The organism is Pannonibacter sp. CBAS1226 (assembly GCF_055685825.1).
In genome coordinates, this window is sequence record NZ_JBVOUO010000006.1 from 179,549 (window position 1) to 194,768 (window position 15,220).

Here is a 15,220-nt window from a genome sequence, read left to right on the forward strand (position 1 = left end):
GCCGGTCAGATCAGACCGTATTGCTCGGCCTTGTTGCGCAGGAAGGGAAGGCCATTGCCCATCACTTCCTCCATGTCCCGCGCCACCGGACGCCAGACGGCAAGTCCATAGGCCACCTCAGGCGGCATGTTGATGAAGCTTTCCATCGCGAGCCCGCCCTTGAAGCCGATCGCGGCAAGGGTCGCATAGATCTCATCCCACGGCACGTTGCCGTAGCCGGGGGTTCCGCGGTCGCTCTCCGAAAGGTGAATGTATTTCAGATGGTTGCGAGCAATGAGAATGCCGTTCGCGGCACCCTTTTCCTCAATGTTCATGTGATAGGTATCGAGATGGACGAAGACATTGTCCGCCCCGACCCGCTCGACCACATCCACCGCCTGCTGCGCCGAGTTCACCAGATGGTTTTCGTAACGGTTGACGGCTTCGACGCCGAGCTGGATGCCGAAGCGTTTGGCGTGTTTGGCAGCGGTGTCGAGAACCCGGGTGATGTTGTCATACTCTGCCTGCGTCGGCGGCACGCCGGTGCGCTCGCCAATCCCGCCGTAGATGACACCGGAAAGCGCCTCCCCGCTCATCTCTGCTGTCTTCTCGATCGCGGCCTTGAGATGCTCGATTGCCGCATCAGGGCGCACCGAGGCCCAGGCAGCTTCCGGCAACCCAAGGGAGCAGACCGCCCTTAGCTTGTTCTTTTCCAGCAGGTCACGGGTATGCCTGGCATCAACCGCAGGGGCATTGAGGAGTGCGATCTCGATGAAGTCCATCTTGTAGCGGACAGCGCCCGCAATCGCCTTCTCCGCGCCTGCACGATCCCAGTTCATGGTCCACATGCTTGTGTGAACGCCGAAGCCTTCCATAATCGTACTCCCTATCTGCTTGTCTTGATGAACTTGACCGACACCCAGCGCAGTATCATCACGGCGATGAGCAGCAGGCCCCAGAAGGCGGTTGCCAGGTGCTGGTTGGCACCCAGAAGATTCAGCCCGGATGACAGCAATTGCAGGACGATCAGGGCGACGAAGACCGGAACCACCCGCCCAAAGCCGCCAAACGGATTGATGCCGCCAAGGAAACACGCCAGCACGGTGATGAGCAGGTAGGATTCACCGTGCCCCACACGCACCGAGTTGAAGCGCGCCAGCATGATGATGCCGGCAATCGCGGCAATCACGCCGGAGAGGACGTAGACCATCACCAGCACCTTGCGCGTGTTGATGCCGGAATAGCGGGCGGATTCGATGTTCGAGCCGATCATGTAGGCCGCAAAGCCGAGCCGCATCCGTGACAGGAAGACATGCATGACGGCGACGCAGGCAACCAGGATCAGCAGCGGGACCGGGACGCCAAGAATGCTGCCGTGGCCGATCGGAACGACGAAGGCGGGAAAGCCCGAAATATCTCCGCCGCGCGTCAGGAATTCGCCAAGGCCACGCAGGAAGATCATCATCGACAGCGAGACCAGGATGGGATGCGCCCGCGTGAAGGCGATGACGAGCCCCATCACCAGCCCGCTCGCCGCCCCCGCACCCACAGCAAGCGCGGAGCCCAGCAGAAAGGCCATGGGTCCGGCATCGGCACCACCATGCGCCTGCAGCACCCAGGCCAGTGTGAGCCCGGCAATATTGGCCGTGAAAGTGATAGCCAGATTGAGCCCGCCGGTGAGGATCGGCAGCAGCATGGCAAGCGTCAGAATGCCGAGTTCAGGCAGCTGAAAGGCGACAGACCCGAAGGTTGCCGCGGTGAAGAACTGCGGCGTGGCAAGCCCGAAGATCACCAGCACCATGATCAGTGCCGAGAGGGGGCCGGCCATGTCCGCGCCGAAAACAGAGTTGAAACGTGCGGCGAGCTTAGTCATGCCGCCCCTCCCTTGCATCCTGGCCGGACAGGCTTCTTTGGCGCGGCGCGGCAGAGCCGAAAAGGGCCTCGATGCGGCTGCTCGACAGCGTGATGGCAACGAGGATGATCGCTCCGACAATCATCTTGAAGGCGAAGGGGGAGACCCCCATCAGGTTGAGGCCGTTCTGCGTGATGGACACCAGGAGCACACCAAGCACGCAGCCAAGGACCGTTCCCTTGCCTCCGCCGAGACGCGCCCCGCCCAGAACCACGGCGGCGAGAACGTCCAGTTCCCGGCCATAGAGTGCATTGGGCACCACTTCCTGGGCATAGTGGGCCTGCATCAGCCCGGCGATCCCGGCCATGAGCCCGAGCCAGCCAAAGGCGATATATTGCATGGCGCCAATATTGATCCCGAAACGGCGCGCGCCTTCAGGATTGTCGCCGAAGGCATAAAGCTGACGCCCGATGGTGGTGCGCGTGATCAACAGCCAGGTGACCAGCACACAGACCAGCATGACAGCAACCGGCAGCGTGATCTCGGCCCAGCTGCCATCTGCCATCTCGCGCTCATACAAGATGACACGCGTTGTCAGCCAATCCGGCAGATTGTAGATCGACACGCCTTTGGTAAAGAACATCAGCAGACCGAAATAGACATTGAATGTCGAGATCGTCGCAACGATGGAGATGATGTTGAACCGGTAGATCAGGAAGGCGTTGATCAAGCCGAGGCCGATGCCAAACACTGCGGCGATCAGCAGTCCCGGCACCCAGCCGCCGCCACCGGCCTGGGCCAGGGCCAGTGCCGTAGCATATTGCACGACCGAGGCCGCAACGGCGAAGGAGATGTCAATCCCGCCCGCGATCAGCACCACGAGCAGCCCCACCGCAAAGATGATGTTGACCGCACTGATGTTGAGAAGGTCGAAGGCATTGCCGAGCGTGAAGAAGCGGTCCGTGAGCAGCGACAGAGCCAGGCTCATCGCCGCGATCACCAGAAGCAGGACAAACTCGGTTGGATGAGAAGTCATCAGCTTACGCATAGACGGCCGCCTCCATGCCGGTGAGGGTCATTGAGCGCGGATCGTAACAGGCACGGATCCGTCCCTTTTCCATGTGCAGGACGCGGTCTGCATTGAAATAGACTTCCGGAACCTCATCCGAGATCAGAATGATCGCGAGGCCTGTTTCCGCCAGGCGTGCCACAATCTCGAAGATGCCGGCACGCGCGCCGACATCCACACCGACAGTGGGCGCATCAAGGATCAGGACGCGCGGATCGGTTGCCAGCCACTTGGCAATCGCCACACGCTGCTGATTACCGCCTGAAAGGGTCGAGATGGCGTCTTCCGGCAGGCCGATCTTCACGCCAAGATCGGCAATCCACCGGGCAACCAGCGCTCTTTTACGACCAGGTGAGATCAGACCGCCCCGCATGATGCGGTCCAGCGAGGCCATGACCAGATTGTCGGCGATGGATTGAGGCTGATTGAGGCCGAGCGACAGGCGGTCCTCGGACAGATAGGCAATACCGGCTGCGATCGCCTCCCGGTTGGAAGCAAAGGCGCAAGGCTGGCCATCCAGCCGGATCTGCCCGGCGCTGGGGCGGCGCATGCCGAAAAGAGTGAGGGCCAGTTCCGTCCGGCCCGAACCGAGAAGGCCGGTAATCCCGAGCGTCTCGCCGCGGTGCAGCTCGAAACTGACGCCGGAGAATTCGCCGGAGCGGGCAAGTCCTTCAACGGACAGCACGACAGGCTCCGCGCTCTTGTCCCGGGCCCGCACGGTCTGATCGAAGGTGCGGCCGGTCATCAATTCCGTCACCTTCGACTGGGTCATTCCCTCCACCGGATAGACACCCACAAGCCGTCCATCGCGCAGCACGGTTATGCGCGACGAGATTTCCAGCACCTCGGCGAGCCGGTGGCTGACAAAGACCACAGCCACGCCGCATGAGGAGAGATGGCGCACAATCCCGATCAGATGGTCGGTTTCAGACTGGGTAAGTGATGCCGTCGGCTCATCCATGAAGACGATGCGAGCCTCGCCGACCAACGCCCGGGCGATGGCAACGATCTGACGCTGGGCGATGGCAAAGTCCTTGAGCGGCCGGTCAACATCCAGAGTAACACCGAGCCTGGCCAGCGCCTGTTCGGCGGTCCGGCGGATCCGCGCATAATTGACCAGTCGCGGCCGGGCACCCGCCAGCGTTTGAAAGGCAATGTTCTCGGCCACCGTCATCTCCGGAAACAGGGCCAGATCCTGCCAGATCACCTGAATGCCGAGCGCCTGCGCCTTGCCGGGGCTCATCTGCGGAACAGCTTCACCGTCGAAGATGATCTCGGCTCCCGGCGCCGGGCGGTAAACGCCGGTAATCACCTTGATGAGCGTGCTCTTGCCGGACCCGTTCTCTCCGGCAAGACAGTGGACTTCACCGGGCATCACCTCGAAGGCGGCATCCTTGAGCGCTTGCACGCCGCCAAATGTCATGTTGATGCCGCGCAGCGAAAGGAGCGGCCGGGCCCCCGCGCCCTGATCCGTTGCGGTGTTCATTACAAAGCCTGCCTGCTTGCAAGTCGGGTCGGGTCCGGTGTCCAGCTTTGAGGTGGCCGGACACCGGTTTGTCAGCAGCGATCCGGAACTGCAGGGACTGCGCGCCCGGAAACCCTGAAGGTTTGCGCTGGTTTCAGAGCCCCATGGCCGCGAGTTCGGCGACTGTATCCTTGTTGATCGCAAGCAGCTGATCGACGATGATGTCATTGCCGGTCGGTGTGATCACACCCAGCCCCGGAATATCGTCACCTTCCTTGATGCTTTCGCCCTTGATCAGCCGGTCGGCCATGGTGACGAACACCTCGCCGGCCTGCTTCGGATTCCACATGAAACCGCCCGTGATGGCGCCTGACGTGATCAGCTTCTGTCCCTGGCCGGGCGAGAAGGGGCCAACCACAAAGATCTGGCCGGTCTTGCGGCGCTCCTCGACGGCACGGCCAGCACCGATCGGCCCCTGGCTGCCAAAGGCGAGGAAGCCCTTCAGGCCAGGATTGGCGGCAATCAGGTCGAGCGCGGTCGAGCGGCTCCTGTCGACATCCTCAGCAACGCCATAACGCTCGCCGACGAGCTTCATGCCGGGATGGTTCGTCTTCAGATACTCGATTGCCGCATCGGCCCAGGCATTGTGAAGCGGCACGGTGAGCGAGCCGACATAGACGGCATATTCGCCCTCACCGCCCATCTTTTCGGCCAGAAGCTTGGCATGCGCCTCGCCGAAGCCGGTGGACGAAGCCAGCTCGAAATTCCAGTCCGCGCCCTTCTGCGAGGGCGATTCATGCGTGATGACCTTGATACCCGCAGCCTGAGCCTTCATCAGAACCGGCTCGAGAACCGTCGCATCGTTCGGAACGACGCCAATGACTTTCACGCCCTGGGCAATGAGATCCTCGATCGCGCGCACCTGCAGCGCGGGATCGGCACTCGTCGGACCAACCATGAAAGCATCCAGACCGAGCTTCTGCCCCTGCTCCTTGATGCCCGCATCCATGGCATTGAACCACGGGATGCCGCCGATCTTGACGACGACACCGACTTTTGGCGCATCAGCCGCATAAGCAGCAACGGCGCCCGCAAGCGAAAGCGATGCGGCAAGAGCCGCCACGATAAGGCCTTTCATGTTTAATCCTCCTCACAGACCGTTGCTGTGAACGGCCCCGGCCCGCGCTCCCGCTTCAGGCCACCCATGGTTTCCTCATGGTCAGGGAAATCCCTGCCTCCCATCGCCTCCTCCGGCGAACCATCCTGCACAATCGATCTTTCGTTTTTGCACAATCGATGGTGCAAGCAATATCCGTCAGAGATACACTTTCGTCAAGAGGACAATTTCCTTATGGAGACAGGTCAAGGAGACCTACATGACCGAGTTCGGAAAAAAGAAGGCGACCATCTACGATCTTTCCGTGCTGTCGGGATGTTCGGCATCGACGGTGAGTGCGGTTCTGAACGGCAGCTGGCGCAAGCGGCGTATCAAGGAAGCGACCGCGCTGTTGATACAAAGGCTTGCAGAGGAACATCAGTACACCGCCAACATGCAGGCGCGGGGTCTGCGCTCCTCCCGCTCGGGCCTGGTGGGGCTGCTTCTTCCGATCCATGACAACCGGTATTTCTCGTCCATGGCGCAAACCTTCGAGGCCGAGGCCAAAAGCCGCGGGCAATGCCCGATCGTCGTCAGCGCCTGCCGCGATCCTGAGGAGGAACGCCAGATCGTCGAGACATTGATCTCCTATTCGATTGACGAGTTGTTCATCGCCGGCGCGACCGATCCGGACCGGGTGCACGAGGTGTGCCTCAAGGCGGGTCTCCGGCACGTCAACATCGACCTGCCGGGAACCCTTGCGCCGTCGGTGATTTCCGACAATTTCGAAGGCGCGCGCATGCTGACCCGCGCCATCATAGAACATGCCCAGCAGGATGGCCCCGTCCTGCCGCATGAGGTCTATCTCTTCGGCGGCCGCGATGACCATGCCAGCCGCGAGCGTATCCGCGGTTTCAGCGACGTGAAGCAGGCCATGCTGGGAGGCGATCCCAAAGCCTGCATTCATCCAACCGGCTATTCACCCGCCATGACGGCACGGGCTTTCGAGACTTTCTATGAAGCCCACGGAAAACTGCCGCGCTGCTTCTTCGTCAACTCATCCATCAATCTCGAGGGGCTCATGCGCTTCCTGGGGCAGCATCCCCACGAGACTTTCGCGGACATCATTGTCGGCTGCTATGACTATGACCCGTTCGGGTCGTTTCTGCCCTTCCCCGTCTACATGATCCGCCAGGACAGCGAAGCGATGATCGCCCAAGGGTTCAGGATACTCGAAACCACCCGCCCTCCGGTGGTGACGCATCTCGTTCAGCCGATGCTCGTGCCGCCGCGAACAGCTTTGACCGGGCCGCTTGATGCTCTGAAGGATCTGGATTGACGGCCTCAAGCAGGCGTTAGCTGCGCGGGTGAAACATGGCGCGGGAAGGAGACAGCACAGCTCTGCCCTCAGCCCTCACAGCGGACAGAATGATCCGGCCTCCTGAATATTGGGTCGTGTGCGTCGGTGAGGGCTGTTCAGCTCCCCCCTGTAGCTGGAGAAATATGCTGCAAAAACAACAACACCCGAATGTGACCGAGGAGCGAACACTCTTTCATTTGTGCTTGTAGGGAGGCCGGGAGCGTCTACCCTTGCTCGATGACTTGGAAATATTGCGCGGCGAGCAGCAACTGCCAGCGCGTGAGTTTTTCCAAGCACGCCCAGACTTCATGGGCATGTGAGGGAGGGAGAAAACTATGCACAAGGGTACAAGGTTCGGGCGGCGGGCGTTCACAAATGGACTGCTGGGATGTGCCGCGGCTGCGTTGTTTTCGTTGACGTCAGGGCAGAGCACCTTAGCCAAGGAAACACTGCGCTTCACCACGAGTGTTCCTGCGAAGTCATTCATCTACGCTGATATTCTGTCCGTCTGGGCTGACCGTGTCGTTGCAGATTCTCAAGGCACACTGGACATTCAGATGTTTCCGGCAGGAACGCTCGGCCGGGATCCTGCGACACATCTCGACATGGTGCGCGAAGGGATCACAGATATTGCATATGTCGTGCTCGGCTACACGCCCGGCGCGATGAACGAGGCCACCATTCTCGAACTGCCGAACTCCACACCGAGTGCAACGGCCGGATCGGTGGCCGCGACCAAGATGGCCGAAACTGGCCTTTGGCCGGGACGGGGCATGGAGGGGGTGAAGGTCCTTGCAATGTTCTCGACAGCGCCGACTTTGCTGACCACGACCAAGAAGGTCGAGACCCTGAGTGACGTTGCCGGATTGAAGCTGCGCGGCGCCGGACCGACCCTGCTGGCCTCAATTGCCGCAATCGGCGCGATACCTGTCGGCGGCATTACCTCGCCACAGATTGCTGAAAGCATGTCGCGGGGACTTCTGGACGGCACGGTCAACGAATGGGTCGCCCTGACGATCTTCGGCGTCGCCGAGACAGCCCACTACCATCTCGACGTCAACCTGGGCACGTCCCCGATCATGGTCGCCATCAACAAGCAGAGATACGACAGCCTGCCCAAGGAGGCGCGGGACGCGATCGACAAGAACTCCGGCGAGCCATTCGCCCGTCTTTGGGGCGAGCAGTTCGATGCGGCCATCGAGAAATTCCGGTCTGCGGCGATGAAGGACGAGAAGCGAACCTTTACGGCGCTGTCCGAGGAGGATCAGGCGAAGTGGAACGGCAAGCTCCAATCCGTCATCGACAGCTGGATTGCACAGACGCCGAACGGACAGGAGCTCTACGACTCCTTTTCAAAGGCAGTGCAAGAGGCGGCTCACTAGCTGGAACCGGCGCCGGGGCGGTCAGCCAGGCAACGGCCGGCGAACGGTCATCTGACAATCGGGCGGCGGACATTGATCGCCGCCCGTTTTTTTGGCGCTGTCCGGGCAGAAGCTTTGATCACACGGCAACAGGGCATTGAGCAGCGTGCTGTCAAATGCCATTATTGCGGCGCGGCATCGTTTCCAAAACGCAAGGCTCTGATCTTGAAGGCGAATGAAATATATGGCCAGCCTGGCTATCTTCTCCGGCGCACGCATCAGCTTGCAACCTCGGCATTTGGTCAGATCAATGCCGACGTGGATCTGACCGCCGTCCAGTTTGCGGCTCTGCTTCATATCCGCGATACGCCCGGCATAGATGCGACGCGGCTGGCGGAGGCGATCCGCTTCGACAGGACGACGATCGGCCATGTCATCGGCCGGCTTGAGCACAAGGGCCTTATTCTTCGAACCGAAGGCAGCATCGACAGGCGCACCAAGCAGCTTCGGATAACAGCGAAAGGATCCGATCTTCTGGCCAAGGTCGAGCCGCGTGTTCCCGATGTGAACGAGATCATCCTCGCTCCGCTGGAACCGGCCCAGCGCGAAGAGTTTCTGAAGCTTCTGGGGATCCTGGAACGGAACGCGTCCAGCCAGATCAGTCAGGATAACTCATCGCAGCCTGTCTGATGAAACGCATCAGGCTGAAGCAGGCGCCCTGAAACGGCCAGCCATACGCTCCCGGCGCTTTCGGGAGGCGTGTCACCGCGCCAGCAAACGTGACCATCCGGACGAACCAGAACAAGTGCGCATTCGTACAGCTTGCGCAGGGCCGCATCAGTGTAATGGACGGCACGCACCGGAATTCCGAGTGCCTTTCCAGCCGTGACGAAATCGTCGGCTCCGGAGACATTCCCCGTGACGACGAGCGTATAGCCTTGGCCGTAGTGATCCAGAATGGAGCTTCCGTCCCCGAATTCGAAATGCGGTGCACGCGCTCCGGGATAGGTGGTGGGTATGTAAACCATGTGGTCGTCCGGCCCTTCCAGACTGCCATCCGGCACGATGACCGGAGAATTGCGGTAACGGTGCCCCAGCTGAATCCCCGGCGTGTTGAATTCGCGCAGGCGCAGCGCGAAGAGTTTTTCGTGCATTGCCTTGCGCGCCGCCTCTCCGGCCGGGCTCTCTTCGTCCAGAAGCGGGCTGAGCTGGATCATATGGTCGAGAACCCGGTTGTTCGCCGCTTCGTTTGTGTTGCGGATGGCAACCGGCCGCCGCTCGGTCTCGTAGGTGTCAAGAAGAGCCTCCGGCGCCCATCCCTCTGAGACGGCAGCCACCTTCCAGCCGAAATCCACCGCATCGCCGAAACCGGTATTGGCCCCGAAGCCGCCCTTGGGCCAGCGCAAGTGCGCCGCATCGCCCAACAGGAAGACCCGCCCGTCCCGATATCTTTCTGCCACCACCCGATGGCCAGACCAGGGCTGGGCCTGGATCACTTCAAAGTCGAGCTCCGGCCCGATGACCGGGCGCACGATCTCCGCGGGATCGAGCGTTTCGGCCGCCTCCGTATAGATCGACAAACGCCATTCGGCATCCCCGTCCACGGATGTCAGATAGGCGCGCCGGTCGTCGGAGAGGGTATGAACCTGCGCCATGCGATTGCCGAACATGGCATTCAGCCGCTCGCTCAGGCCATGACAGCGGAAATAGGTGGCGAAGTTGTACCCTTCGCCGAAGGTGCCGGCGAAGCGGATACCGAGCGCCTTGCGCACGCCGCTGCGGCCACCATCACAGGCCGCCAGCCACTTGCCGCGAATGACATAGGTCTCTTTGTCCGGCCCTTCGACAGTGCAATCGACATGGCCGGCGTCCCGCTCCTGCTTGAAGAACAGAAGCCGCGTCTGATAGCGCAGGTCGCCACCCCGGGCCTCGGCTGCGCGGCGCAGAGCCGGGTCAAACTCCTTTTTCGGATAGAAGAACCCGCCTTCGGGCGAATAGGGATCGGCCGCCGGAGCCCCTGCATTTGACGTTCCGGGGAAGAACGCCAGCGGCTTGCCGCCGATCCGGGTGCAGAAGCCGACGTTCCGCGCCATGCCGGGTGGGAAGCCCGTGCCATTGCGGAAGCTGCTCGCGATGCCCCATCGGCGCATATGCTCCATGGTCCGGGAGAAGAAGTTTTCTCCCGCCGGAAAATAGACCTTTCCCTCGCCCTGCTCGATCAGAATGTAATCTATGCCGTGGTAGCTCAGCTCATTTGCGAGAAAAAGGCCAACGGGTCCCCCACCGAGGATGACGACGGTGGTTTCTTCGGTACGTTCTGTCTGTCCGGCCATTGTCATCCCCGCCGTTCGCCATGGGCTTCACGATAGAACCCGAAGGCCTGCAGGATTGGGCGGTCGCTGTAGGAAAACAGCACGGCCTCCCCCTCGGTGCTCCAGTGTTCGTGTTCCATCCATGACGGGATCACGAAGGTATCGCCTTCCTGCCAGTGGAACACCTGATCGCCGATGAGAGAACCGCCTCCGCCTTCGGCCACGTGATAGATCGTGCTGGCCGTGTGCCGGTGGGACCTGGTGTGCTCGCCTTTGCGCAGAAGCTGGAGATAGGCAGAGATCGTCGGCAACGTTGGTCCGCCGTTATGCGGATTCACATATTGCATGATGATGCCGTCGTAGGGGCTGCCTTCTTCCTCCCGCAGGGCATGGAGGTTGGAGCGGCAGTCCGTCCAGCGGTAGTTCAGAACCGGCGACTGGCGCGGATCCTTCGGAACCTCCCATGCGGGCTTCATTCCGCGCCCCCATCTGTAGAGGCTGTCTTCATTCTTGCGGTAGACCGGTTGGGTCTGCCTGTTGCCGTCTTCGTAATCTTCGAAGAAGTTGGCATCCAGCAGATTGACGAAGGGCAAATCCAGTCCGTCCAGCCAAGCCATGGGCTGCCCGGACTCGTTGCCATGGTCATGCCATTTCCACGCAGGGGTCGTGACGAAGTCCCCCTTGCGCATGATCGTCCGCTCTCCGTCCACGGCCGTATAGGCCCCTTCACCCTCTATGATAAATCGATGGGCATTGGGGGAATGCTGGTGACTGTCAGCGATTTCGCCGGGTAGCAGAAACTGGATACCGCCGAAAATCATCCCCACGGTGCGGGCACTTTTCCGGTCATAGCCTGGGTTGATCAGCATCAGGACCCGCCGCTCGGCCTCTTGAGGCGTGATCAGGTCACCGCCGCGCAGCATCATCGGCTTGATCTCGCTCCACCTCCAGATATACGGAACCGCGGCAACATTGGGTTCTGCCTGGGCTGCAGCTCCGAGGTTGAGCCACAATGGAATGATGCTCATGGCATCAAGCTCCCGGTGAAACGTGTCCCGTTGCGTCTGTAGATCATTCGTGCGGTCGGTCATGGTCTGCATGAAATGTCTCCGCTGGCTTTTCGACGAGTGGGGAGAGCACGCACGATCTCTCGCAGCTGAGCTGCGGCTTCGGTCCGCACGTTGCCGTGCAATTGGCGCCCCGGTATGCCCTCTCTGATTTTGACAGTATGCTATCAAATTTGTCGGGAGCAATCACATTGGACAACCTGTCCGATATGCGAACAGGGGCGGGCCTTGAAAGCGGGAAGGGATGCTGCGGGGCTTCCGGCCACCTGCAGCATCGTGCTTCGGTATTCTCAGCGATCAGAGCAGGCCTTCCAGCTCCATCGCTCTTTTCGCCGCGGGACGCATCGATAGACGATTGAAATACGCGACAATGTTCTCCGGCAAGTCGAGGTTCAGGCGCGTAACGCCCCAGAACAATGTGTAGAACATCGCGGCATCTGCGATGGTCATCCGCTCACCCATGATAAATGGGCGGTCCTTCAGCTGCTCCGACAATAGCTTGAATGCTTTCACGACGATCGCATTGCCATTCTCACGAACCCAATCGAGATCCGCTTCAGTTGGTGAGAATTTTTGCGGGCGCAGCAAGCGTGAAAAGCCCTGCATGTGAACCGTCGCCACCAGATAGTCGAGTGTCTCCATGATCCGGAGCTCTTCCTCGAAGGTTCCGGCTGCGAATTTGTCCTTGCCGCAGGTATGTGACAACCAGTGGGCAATGACGCCAAACTCGGTCAGAAGCGAGCCATCATCGCGGATGATGGCCGGGACCTTTGACTTCGGGTTGACCTTTACATAGTCCTCCTTGAGCTGGTCGCCGTTCTTGATGTGGATCGGGATACCCTCGTAGTCGGCACCAATTTCCTCGAGCAGAAAATGGATGCCGAGCGAACAGGCTCCGGGCGAAAAATAGAACTTCATGACTGGCCTCCCTTTATCTCTCAGTCGTGAGTAACCCTGAGCATGATCTTGCCGATATGACTGTTGGCCTCCATCAAGCGATGCGCCGCAGCAGCATCCCGGAAGTCGAACTCCTGAGCGATGACCGGGCGTACCTCGCGGCCAAGGAAGGGCCAAACCTCTTTGCGAATGCTTTCCGCCACAAGGGCTTTCCTGTCGAGCGGCAGCGGGCGCAGCAAGGACCCGGTGATGCGGATCCGTTTGGCCATGACATCGCGAAGAGGGATGGCGAGCGCCGCTCCGCCGCCACCGGACAGGTGTGCGATCTGTCCGTCATCGGCCATCATCTTGAGATCCTGTTCCAGATGTGCGCCGGCGGACACGTCAAGCAGAGCGGAAATCCCGGCACCGCCCGTTGCATCCATCACCTTGGCGGCCAATTCCGGATCCCGGTAGGAAAACGCGGCATAGGCGCCAAATGCCTTGGCCGCAGCAACTTTCCCGTCACTTCCAGCTGTGGCAAGCACCTTGTAGCCCAGCGCCGACATGGCCTGCAGCGCAATATGGCCAACCCCGCTGGTGCCGCCGTGGAACAGCCCGAACTGGTCCTTTCCGAGCGACATCAGATGGAAAAAGTTCCACCAGGCCGTGAAAACGGCCTCTGGAATGCCGGCGGCCTCACTGTCCGTGAGCTCATCCGGTACAGGCATCGTCAGCGCGGAACTGGCAACCGCATATTGACCATAGCCGCCGCCCTGGACCAGTGCCATGACGCGGCCGCCTGCCGGGAGACCTTCCACGCCATTGCCGAGCGCGGCGACCGTGCCGCAGACCTCAAGTCCCGGCACCGCATTACCGTCACTATGCCGGCCGCCTGCCCGCTGATGCACATCGTGACGGTTTATCCCGGCCGCCGTGACACGGATCAGAACCTGTCCCGGTCCGGGCATTCCGACCGGGACGCGCTCCGGCACGAGAACATCGGGACCACCGGCGGCGGTGATGACAACAGCTGTCTGGGTTTCAGGTATCGTCATCTCAGCCGGCACCTTCCAACTGACCCTTTTCCGCAGGCTTTTCCGCTGCGGACCGTCCGATCGCGCAGGCTGCTGCCGCGCGAAGCTCATCCGGCGTTCCGGCGCCGGACGATCTCCAGGCCACGTGGCCGTCAGGCCTGACAAGGACGGCGCCGTCTTTGGAGACGCCATAAAGCCTGCACCATTCGTCTGCGTTCACGGCCACATCTGTGCCGATCGCGTAGCAGGAGATGGGGAGGCCCAGGTCCTGCGCCGCCAACTGGCCGGCTGCCGTCCAGGCATTGCCATCCGGACCGGTGAGCAGCGTGAAGCCGCGATAATCGAAAAGGTCGATCAGCGACCGGCCTACTTGCCCTTCGATCTCCATATGCGGCGCACGATGTCCCGGCCGTGCCGACGGTTCATAGGCCGTGACCGAGAACGCGGGCACAGGCGTGCCATCAGGGGTGATCAAGGAGGACTCGTAGTGAAACCCGAAGGTCTGGCCCGGATAGTCGAAATGCGCGCGTTGCTCCGGGATCCCTTCAGCCAGCTTGCCGCGGTTTTCGGCCCCCTCCGGTCCTTCCAGGTTCGCCAGCAGCAGGCTGTCGTTGGCCAGAATGCCGGAAAGCCCACGCTCAACCATGGCCAGGGCATTGCGGGCGCTCTGCTCGACATTGAACTTCGCCACGGGCCGCCGCTCAATGCTGTAACTGTCCAGGAGAGCTTCGGGCGCCGTCTTGTTCAGCACAAGGCCCAGCTTCCAGATCAGATTGTGCACATCGGCCACACCGGTGTTGAAGCCCTGCCCTCCGGTCGGCGGAAGCGGATGTGCCGCATCGCCTGCGATGAAGACGCGCCCCTGAGAAAACCGATCCGCGATGCGCGACTGCATGCGCCACGGCATGATGTTCTGAATCTCGATCGGGATGTCTTCATCTCCGATGACCGCCCGAAGTATCTTCAGGCAGCGTTCAGCCGTGAAGTCATCACGGGATTCATCTTCCCTGTAGCCGAAATTATAGGTCCAGCGGCTGCGGCCATCGAGTGAGATGAGAACCCCGGACGTGCGGGCATTGTAGATCCACCACAGCAGATAGGGCCGGTCTTCGACCAGCGCCCAGAGATCGGCATGGAAATAGATGCCGATCTGCTGCCCGATCGACCTTCCCTCCATTTCGATCCCAACCGCATCCCGCGTGCTGCTGCGCGGTCCGTCGGCGGCAATCAGATATTGTGCACGGGTGCGGCCGGTCCTGCCGGAACTGTCTGTCCAGTCCAGGGTCACTCCGGCGCCGTCCTGGTGAACAGCGGTGACCGTGTGCCCGAAGCTGACACTGACGCCGTCACAGGTTTCCGCATGCTCGCGCAGCACCGGCTCCAGCCGGTCCTGTGGGCAGGAGCGCTTGAAGACCGGGCTTTGAGAACGCTCGATCCTTGCCCATTCCGGGTTGCTTCGGGTCTCGATGACACCGATCTCGTCACCAGTCAGGCTTGTGACGAAAGCGATGCCTGCGTGCCGCTCGAGCTGAAGGGAAACCGCATCGACCGCATCGGCCACGCCGAGCATCCGGAGGATTTCCATTGTCCGCGTGTTTACAACATGTCCGCGGGGATGAAACGAGGTCGTGGCATTCTTTTCATAGAGTGCACACGAGATCCCGAGATGCCCCAGCAGGTTTGCTGCGCTCAGCCCGACTGGGCCGCCGCCGATGACGGCGACGCCGGTCCGTACCTCAATCATGG

At 61.1% G+C, this 15,220-nt stretch carries 13 protein-coding genes; 3 read left to right on the plus strand and 10 right to left on the minus strand.

The window, feature by feature from the left end; genetic code table 11:
- Positions 1-5: 5 nt before the first annotated feature.
- The 5 genes from AC0CMF_RS17395 to AC0CMF_RS17415 form a co-directional block, all read right to left on the minus strand.
- Entirely contained in the window at positions 6-854 is an 849-nt protein-coding gene (locus AC0CMF_RS17395) for a sugar phosphate isomerase/epimerase family protein (RefSeq protein WP_050472961.1), read from the minus strand.
- 11 nt (positions 855-865) lie between these two features.
- Positions 866-1,852, minus strand: a complete 987-nt coding sequence (locus tag AC0CMF_RS17400) for an ABC transporter permease (RefSeq protein WP_374628832.1) — start codon at positions 1,850-1,852, stop codon at positions 866-868.
- On the minus strand, positions 1,845-2,879 hold the full coding sequence (locus AC0CMF_RS17405; protein ID WP_374628833.1) for an ABC transporter permease: 1,035 nt from the start codon (positions 2,877-2,879) through the stop codon (positions 1,845-1,847). Before AC0CMF_RS17405 ends, AC0CMF_RS17400 begins: the two co-directional genes overlap by 8 nt.
- Positions 2,872-4,386: a sugar ABC transporter ATP-binding protein gene (locus AC0CMF_RS17410; RefSeq protein WP_374628834.1), complete on the minus strand. Its 1,515-nt coding sequence runs from the start codon at positions 4,384-4,386 to the stop codon at positions 2,872-2,874. The genes AC0CMF_RS17405 and AC0CMF_RS17410 overlap by 8 nt, the downstream gene beginning before the upstream one ends.
- Before the next feature lie 133 nt (positions 4,387-4,519).
- A complete protein-coding gene (locus tag AC0CMF_RS17415) occupies positions 4,520-5,503 on the minus strand; it encodes a substrate-binding domain-containing protein (protein WP_050472957.1) in 984 nt (327 codons plus the stop codon).
- Between the two features lie 238 nt (positions 5,504-5,741).
- Here AC0CMF_RS17415 and AC0CMF_RS17420 point away from each other — a divergent pair, with 238 nt between their 5' ends.
- The 3 genes from AC0CMF_RS17420 (at position 5,742) to AC0CMF_RS17430 (ending at position 8,872) form a co-directional block, all read left to right on the plus strand.
- Positions 5,742-6,800, plus strand: a complete 1,059-nt coding sequence (locus AC0CMF_RS17420) for a LacI family DNA-binding transcriptional regulator (RefSeq protein ID WP_058898931.1) — start codon at positions 5,742-5,744, stop codon at positions 6,798-6,800.
- Positions 6,801-7,156: 356 nt separating this feature from the next.
- Complete coding sequence (locus AC0CMF_RS17425) at positions 7,157-8,203, plus strand: TRAP transporter substrate-binding protein (protein ID WP_374628837.1); 1,047 nt, start codon at positions 7,157-7,159, stop codon at positions 8,201-8,203.
- Positions 8,204-8,275: 72 nt separating this feature from the next.
- Positions 8,276-8,872 (plus strand): MarR family winged helix-turn-helix transcriptional regulator, encoded by a 597-nt coding sequence (locus AC0CMF_RS17430; RefSeq protein ID WP_374628838.1) that lies wholly within the window; start codon positions 8,276-8,278, stop codon positions 8,870-8,872.
- Here AC0CMF_RS17430 and AC0CMF_RS17435 read toward each other — a convergent pair.
- The 5 genes from AC0CMF_RS17435 to AC0CMF_RS17455 form a co-directional block, all read right to left on the minus strand.
- Positions 8,845-10,515 carry an FAD-dependent monooxygenase gene (locus tag AC0CMF_RS17435; RefSeq protein ID WP_374628839.1) on the minus strand — a complete coding sequence of 557 codons (1,671 nt, stop codon included), beginning with the start codon at positions 10,513-10,515 and terminating at the stop codon, positions 8,845-8,847. The genes AC0CMF_RS17430 and AC0CMF_RS17435 overlap by 28 nt on opposite strands.
- Before the next feature lie 2 nt (positions 10,516-10,517).
- A complete protein-coding gene (locus AC0CMF_RS17440) occupies positions 10,518-11,594 on the minus strand; it encodes a cupin domain-containing protein (RefSeq protein ID WP_374628840.1) in 1,077 nt (358 codons plus the stop codon).
- A gap of 264 nt (positions 11,595-11,858) precedes the next feature.
- On the minus strand, positions 11,859-12,479 hold the full coding sequence (locus AC0CMF_RS17445; RefSeq protein WP_374628841.1) for a glutathione S-transferase family protein: 621 nt from the start codon (positions 12,477-12,479) through the stop codon (positions 11,859-11,861).
- A 20-nt stretch (positions 12,480-12,499) separates the two neighbouring features.
- Positions 12,500-13,495, minus strand: a complete 996-nt coding sequence (locus AC0CMF_RS17450; RefSeq protein WP_374628842.1) for an NAD(P)H-quinone oxidoreductase — start codon at positions 13,493-13,495, stop codon at positions 12,500-12,502.
- A gap of 1 nt (position 13,496) precedes the next feature.
- Complete coding sequence (locus AC0CMF_RS17455; RefSeq protein ID WP_472482277.1) at positions 13,497-15,218, minus strand: FAD-dependent monooxygenase; 1,722 nt, start codon at positions 15,216-15,218, stop codon at positions 13,497-13,499.
- Positions 15,219-15,220: the final 2 nt, after the last annotated feature.